Below are 7,274 nucleotides of genomic sequence, written 5' to 3' on the forward strand. Positions count from 1 at the left end.
TTCAGCCGACCCTGACCGAGTCGCGCAGGGCGGTCTTCGAAATCTTGCCGGTACCCGTCTTCGGCAAAGCGGGCACGAAGACGAACTCGTCGGGCAGCCACCACTTCGCCACCAACGGCGTGAGGTGCGCCAGCAGTCCTTCGGCCCCCAGCGCACTCCCCTCCCGCAGCACGACGTACGCCACCGGGCGTTCCATCCACCGCGGGTCCGGCCGGGCGATCACCGCCGCCTCGACGACGTCGGGATGGGCCACGATGGCGCCCTCGAGCTCGACCGAAGAGATCCACTCGCCACCGGACTTGATCAGGTCCTTCATCCGGTCCACCAGCCGCAGGTAGCCCTCGGCGTCGATGGTGGCCAGGTCACCGGTGCGCAACCAGCCGTCGTCGGTGAAGCTGCCGTCGGCGCTCACCCGGTAGTAGCCGCCCGCCACCCAGGGACCCGCGACCTGCAGCTCACCGACGGCGTCCCCGTCGCGGGGCAGCTCGCGGCCGGTCTCGACGTCGACGATCCGCACGTTCACCAGCGGCAACGGCTGGCCCTGAGCGGCCCGCACGGCCACCTGGTCCGCCGCGGGCGCGTCCCGGTGCTGGGTACGCGTGCCGCCGATCGCCCCGACCGGGCTGACCTCCGTCATCCCCCAGGAATGCGTGATGGGCACGCCGATCGCGGCGCGGTAGGTCTCCGACAGCGCCGGCGGGACGGCCGATCCGCCGCCGAGCAGGAACCGCGTGGCGCTCAGGTCGTGGTCCCGCAGCCCGGGGGCCATGCTCGTCCAGACCGTGGGGACGGCTCCGGCGACCGTGACCCGCTCGGCCGCCATCAGCCGCAGCAGGTGGTCCGGGTCCGCGGACGGGCCGGGCAGCACCAGGGAAGCGCCCGTCAGCATCGCGCCGTAGGGCAGGCCCCAGGCGTTGGCGTGGAACATCGGCACGATCGGCAGCACGACGTCGCTTTCGCACAGGCCGACGAGACCCGCGGCGAGCGTCCCGAGGCCGTGCAGGACCGTCGAGCGGTGGCTGTAGAGCACGCCCTTGGGCGGCCCGGTCGTCCCCGAGGTGTAGCACAGCCCGGACGCGAGGTTCTCGTCCGCGAGCGTGAAGGTGTCCTCGAACGAGCCGGTGAACGGCGGCGCCGCGGAGACCAGGTCGTCGTAGTGCCGGACGCGGGGGTCCACCGGGATCGGCTCGTCGCTGTCGTCCGGCAGCACCACCCAGTACCGCACCCGCGGCAGGCGGCCGGCGCTCGGCCAGATCCGCGGCAGCAGCGCCCGATCGACGAACACCACGTCGTCCTCGGCGTGCTCGACGATGTACTCGAGGTGCTCCGCGGGCAGCCGGATGTTGATCGGGTGCAGCACCCGCTTGGTCACCGGCACGGCCAGGTAGAGCTCGAGGTGCCGGCGGTGGTTGCTCGCGAAGGTCGCGACCCGGGCGCCGGCCGGGACGCCGAGGGCGTCGAGCGCGGTGGCGAGGCGCCGGGTCCCGCCGGCCACCTCGGCGTACGTCAGCCGCTCGCCGCCGGCCGTGACGACTTCCTTGTGCGCGTAGAGCCGCTCGGCACGCTCCAGGATGTGGGCGAGGGTGAGCGGCCGTGGCTGCATCAGCCCGTCCATGGCGCCTCTTCCGGTCGGGGGATCTTCTGGGTCGCGAGTGACTTTAAGAGCGGTCTCCGCGGGGAAGAGAGGTCAGAACCGCCCACTCGTCCGCCCGCCCCGGTGGTGATCACCTCCACGTCGGGGGCCGTTGCCCGCCCCGGACAGCGATCGTGGATTTTCGGGCAGCGGGGTGCGGGTACCACCGGGGCCGGGTCCGGCGCTGCTAATTTTGGGCCAACACTCGGTGAAAAGAGGGTGGTCCGTGGCGAACCCGCTGGTGGCGGAGACGAAGGATTCCACGAAGGCGTATTCGGGCATTTCGCTGCTGGAATCGGCGAACGACCTGAAGTCGGCCATCGAGAGCGGGGACTGGGCGTCGGTGGCGCTCGGGGCCGTCGGGACGGCGCTGGACGCGTTGTCGATGGCGATGGACCCGTTCGGCGCGATCCTCGCCGCCGGGGTCGGCTGGTTGATCGAGCACGTCGGGCCGTTGAAAGAGGCCCTGAACGGGCTGACCGGCAACGCCGACGAGATCGCGGCGCAGTCGGAGACGTGGAAGAACGTCGCCGCCGAGCTGGGCAGCATCGGCGAGGACCTGACCGGGATGGTCAAGACCGACGTCTCGTCGTGGACCGGTGCCGCCGCGGACACCTACCGGCAGCGCGCGCAGGACACCGTGACGTTGCTGGAGACGGCGCAGAAGGGCTGTGAAGGCGCGTCCAGCGGGGTGAAGACCGCGGGTGAGGTCGTCGCGGCGGTGCGGGCGCTGGTGCGGGACATCATCGCGGAGCTGGTCGGGCACCTGATCAGCTGGGCGCTGCAGGTCGTGTTCACCCTCGGCATCGGGATGACGTGGGTCGTGCCGCAGGTGATCAACGCGGTGGCGAAGACGGCGTCGAAGATCGCGGACCTGGTGAAGCGGCTGGTGACGGCGCTGAAGGCGCTGATTCCGCTCCTCAAGCGAGCCGGTGATCTGTTCGCGGATGCGGCGAAGGCGTTGCGGAAGATCAAGCCGGGCAAGGCCGCGCCGCCGCCGAAGCACGCCGACATCAAGGGCGGTCCGAAGGACATCGGTGGCCCCAAGGGCAAGGGTGACCCGGACGGACCGCCCCCGAAGACCGACCCGCCACCCAAGACCGACCCACCACCGAAGGGCGACGACAGCACCAGCGCGGCGGGCGCGAAAGCGGACCCGCCGCCCAAGACCGATCCGCCGCCCAAGACGGATCCGCCCCCGAAGAGCGACCCGCCGGCCGACACCCCGCCGCCGCCGAAGGACGGTCCGCCCGGGGGCACGCCCAAGGGCGGCCCCGACGGCGGCGGCAAGCCGAAGGGTGACCCCAAGGGCGACGGCCCGCGCGACCGCGCGGTGCCGGACGACAAGAAGGTCTGCGTCTCCGACCCGGTGGACGTCGCCACCGGCGAGGTGGTGCTGAAGCAGGTCGACCTGACGCTGCCGGGTGCCGGGGGCGACCTCGAGCTGTCGCGCACGCACCTGTCGGCCTACCGCGCCGGCCGGTGGTTCGGCCACTCCTGGGCGTCCACACTGGACCAGCGACTGGAAGCCGACCGCGAGCACCTGCGGTTCTTCGCCGAGGACGGCATGGTCCTCGTGTACCCGCGGCCGGACGGTGACCGGCCCGTGCTGCCGATCGAAGGCCCGCGCCACCCGCTGCGCCGGACCGCCGAGGGCTACCGGCTGTCGGCGGGCGCCCGCGACCTGGTGTTCGCGACCGGCCCCGGCCGCGTGCTGCCGCTGACGGTCATCGAGCAGGGCGGCTCCCGCACCACGATCGAGCACGCCGAGAGCGGCGCGCCGCGGCTGCTGCGCCGGGACGACGGCACGGAGATCAGCGTCGAAGCCGGGTCCGGGCGGATCACCGCGCTCGGCGTGCCCGGTGGCGCGCCGGTCGTCCGGTACGGCTACAACCGGCTCGGCCAGCTGACCCAGATCGCCGGCTTCACCGGCCGCCCGGTGAACCTCGACTACGACGTCGACGACCGGATCGTCGGCTGGCAGGACCGCACCGGCACCTGGTACCGCTACGTCTACGACGCCGAGGGCCGCTGCGTCCGCAGCGTCGGCGCCGAGCGCTACCTCAACGGCACCTTCGCCTACGACACCGAGGCCCGGACCACCCGGCACACCGACGCGCTCGGCCACACCTGGACCTACCGGATGAACGAGGCCGGCCAGCTCGTCGAGCGGACCGACCCGCTCGGGCACACGCGCCGGTACTCGTGGACCCGGTACGACGACCTGCTCTCGCAGTCCGACGAACTCGGCCGGATCACCTTCTACGGCTACGAAAACGGCGTGCTGACGACGGTGACGCGGCCGGACGGTTCCGAGGTCCGGCTGACCCCCACCGGGACCGGCGAGGTGGAACTGCGAGCCGGTGCCGCGCGGGCCGTCGCCCCGGCGGCCGATCCCTACGCCGCGCTCCCGGGCGTCTCCACCCGGTTGCGCGCCGACGGCCCGGCGGACGTCCTCGGCGGCGAACCGGTGATCACCGCCGCGGCGCGGCCGGGCGACCGCGACCCGTTCGGCCGGCCCCGGCTGGTGCACACCGCTTCCGGCGGCGCGGCCCGGCTGGGCTGGACGGCGGAGGGCCAGCGCGCCTGGCGGATCGGCCCGCACGGCGAGCGGGAAAGCTGGCGCCACGACGGCGAAGGCCGCGTCGTCGAGCACCGCGACGCCACCGGGCGGACGACCCGGCGCACGTACGGCCCGTTCGGCCTGCCGATCGAGGAATTCGACGCCGCCGGCGCGCGTACGGCGTACGGCTACGACGCCGAACTGCGGCTGATCGCCGTCACCAATCCGGGTGGCCGGACCTGGCGGTACACCTACGATCCCGCCGGACGGCTCGTCGAGGAGACCGACTTCGACGGGCGCCGGCTGACCTACGCCTACGACGAGGCCGGGCAGCTGCGGCGGATGACGAACGGCCTCGGCGAAGTCACCGAATACGCCTACGACGCGCTCGGCAACGTCGTCGAACGGCGGACGGCGACCGGCGTGACCGGGTACGCCTACGACGCACTGGGGCAGCTCGAGTACGCGATCAACAACGAATCGGTCCTGCAGATCGTGCGCGACGAACGCGGGCGGGTGCGCGAAGAAACCCTCAACGGCGTCGGCGTGCGCTGGACCTACGACGCCGCGGGCGTCCACCGCACCACTCTGTCCGGTGTGGACAGTGAGTGGCGGTACGACGGCGATCTCCCGGCGTCGCTGCGCATCGCGGGCCACGAAATCGCGTTCGAGTACGACGAAGCCGGCCGCGAGACCGCTCGGGCGGTCGACGGCGAAGTGGTGCTGCGCCAGGTCTTCGACGCCGCGGACCGGCTCGGCGAGCAGACGATCACCGGCCTGGGCCGGCGCGGCTACACGTACACGCCGGACGGCCGGCTCGCCGCGATCGACGACGCCCGGCCGGTCCGGTTCGGGTTCGACCAGGCGGGCCGGGTCACGGAGGTGCACGCGCCCGAAGTCGTCGAACGCTTCGCCTACGACGCGGCGGGCCGGCTCACGCCGCCGGCCGGCACGCGGTACCGCCACGACCCGCAGGGCCGGGTGACCGGCCGGGTGCGGCCCACCCCCGCCGGGCCGGCGGAATGGCGGTTCGTCTGGGACGAGCTGGACCGGCTGATCGCCGTCATCGCCCCGGACGATTCGTTCTGGACCTACCTCTACGACCCGCTCGGGCGGCGGTTCGCCAAGCGGCGCTGGGTGCTCGGCGAGGACGGCTCACCGCGGCAGACCGCCGAGACGTGGTTCGTCTGGAGCGGCGGCGAGCTCGTCGAGGAGATCGAGCTGACCGGCGACGGGCAGTCGCGGGTGCTGACCTGGGAGCGGCACCCCGGCGACGGGCGGCCGGTGGTCCAGGTCGAGCAGCGGGGTGCCGAAGTGCGGTTCCACACGGTGGTGACGTCCCCGGCCGGCACGCCGACCGAGCTGCTCGGGCCGGACGGAAGCGTCGGCTGGCAGGCGCGGACGGGCTTCTGGGGCGAACTGCTGCCGTCGACCTCCGGCACCGCGCCGATGCCGCTGGCCTTCCCGGGCCAGTACCGCGACGCCGAGACCGGGTTGCACTACAACGTCTACCGCTACTACGACCCGCACACGGGCCGGTACCTGAGCCAGGACCCGCTCGGCCTGGCCGCCGCGCCCGACCCGGTGGGGTACGTGGCGCAGCCGCACCTGCAGAGCGACCCGCTCGGCCTGGTGCAGAGCCCGTGCGGCAAGACGGGCGGCCCGAAGGCCCCGGAAAACCCGGCCGGCGGCGGCGACGCGGCGAAGCTCCCGCCGGGGGCCAAGAAGCCGGACGGCCTGGCCGAGTTCCGCGACCCGGACGGCAAGGTCCGCCCGCACAACATGACCGACGAGCAGTACGCCAAGTTCTCGAAGAAGTGGGACGAGATGATGGCGCCGGGCAAGGACAAGTCCTGGTTCTGGTCGGGCGGCCACATCAAGGACTCGGCCGTCGACCCCGCAACCGGCAAGATCACGGAGTCGAAGTACCACGGCTCGATCGAGGACCCGGCGATCAACATGGCCAAGAAGAACGGCGGCAACACCCTGGAAGGCATCCTGAAGGACAACGGCGTCGAGATGCCCAAGTTCTCCGACAACCACCCGAACGGCGAGAAGGTGTGGAAGGACGCGTCGAAGGCGCTCGGCCGCAACGCGGAAGGCGACGTCCACATCGCCCTGCCGAACACGCCGGGCAAGTCCAGCGGCTGGGCCGGCCAGGGCGACGAGCTCGCCTCCCGCCGTCCGAACAACGTGTTCGACATGGACGAGTTCCCGATCCTGCGCCACAACCCGAAGGTGGACAAGGTCATCGCCCACGACACGGACTACCCGGACGCGCCGCCGGTGGTGATCTGGGACCGCACGACCCGCTGACGTTCCGCCACGTCCGCCGGACGGCCCCAGCGCCCGGCGGGCGGCGCACGCCCGACGCGTTCGGCGAGGCCGGGATCCGCCCACCAGGTGTCGACCGGGCCGGGGTTGATCGTGTTGACCGTGATCCCGCGATCGACCAGCGCGCCGGACAGGGCCAGCAGCACGCTCGCCCGGGCGTTCACCGCCCAGCACAGATCCAGCCCGGCGGCTTGTGGATCGGCGAAATCTGCCGCAACGAGGCGCCGCCGGGGTTCCGCCGCCACCGCGAACCCGATCCCGGCGCACCGGCTGACCCCGATCACCACCGCGACCCGGCCCGCCGGCGGGCGGCCACACGCCCGGGGTCCGGCATTCCCCGGTACTTCGTCAGCCAGTCCACTATGGTCTCGACGTCCCGTACCGTGTCCGCGGCGGCGACCGCCGTGCGGAGGCACTCGAGCCCATGCTCCGCTTCGATCCGGCGGCCGTAGGCGTGCGTGGCGACCGCGACCGGCCCGGCGGCGGCGCAGAGCCACCCGATGGCGGCCAGGCAGTCGGCGACCCGCGCGAAGTTCGCTGCTTGCTGAACGGGCACGCCCTTCGCGGCGAGCCTTGTGAGGCATAGCCACCCCGGTTTTACCACAGGACCGGGCGGTCCGAGATCCGATCAGCCGATCCCGCGCCTGTCGCCGGAAGTTCACCGGATCGGTACGTTCGTGGTCGCCTTCCGGCGAAGCGCGGCAGCCATCAATTCCCGGTGCCCGTACGAGACGAGGAGGTTCC

The 7,274-nt window shown here is 72.5% G+C and carries 4 protein-coding genes; 1 reads left to right on the top strand and 3 read right to left on the bottom strand.

From position 1 onward, the window contains the following. Position 1 precedes the first annotated feature (1 nt). A complete protein-coding gene (locus tag AB0F52_RS25630) occupies positions 2-1,615 on the bottom strand; it encodes a long-chain fatty acid--CoA ligase (RefSeq protein ID WP_360175874.1) in 1,614 nt (537 codons plus the stop codon). A gap of 244 nt (positions 1,616-1,859) precedes the next feature. On the opposite strand from AB0F52_RS25630, the gene AB0F52_RS25635 reads away from it, so the two are divergent. Then, a complete protein-coding gene (locus AB0F52_RS25635; protein ID WP_360175877.1) occupies positions 1,860-6,512 on the top strand; it encodes a DUF6531 domain-containing protein in 4,653 nt (1,550 codons plus the stop codon). On the opposite strand, the gene AB0F52_RS25640 is transcribed toward AB0F52_RS25635, so the two are convergent. Then, entirely contained in the window at positions 6,464-6,814 is a 351-nt protein-coding gene (locus AB0F52_RS25640; RefSeq protein ID WP_360175880.1) for a hypothetical protein, read from the bottom strand. The genes AB0F52_RS25635 and AB0F52_RS25640 overlap by 49 nt on opposite strands. After that, the gene (locus tag AB0F52_RS25645; RefSeq protein ID WP_360175883.1) at positions 6,811-7,086 is read right to left on the bottom strand and encodes a hypothetical protein; all 276 of its coding nucleotides are present in this window, start codon (positions 7,084-7,086) and stop codon (positions 6,811-6,813) included. The genes AB0F52_RS25640 and AB0F52_RS25645 overlap by 4 nt, the downstream gene beginning before the upstream one ends. Between the last annotated feature and the right edge of the window lie 188 nt (positions 7,087-7,274).

It is taken from the genome of Amycolatopsis sp. NPDC024027 (assembly GCF_040638975.1).
Lineage (GTDB): Bacteria > Actinomycetota > Actinomycetes > Mycobacteriales > Pseudonocardiaceae > Amycolatopsis.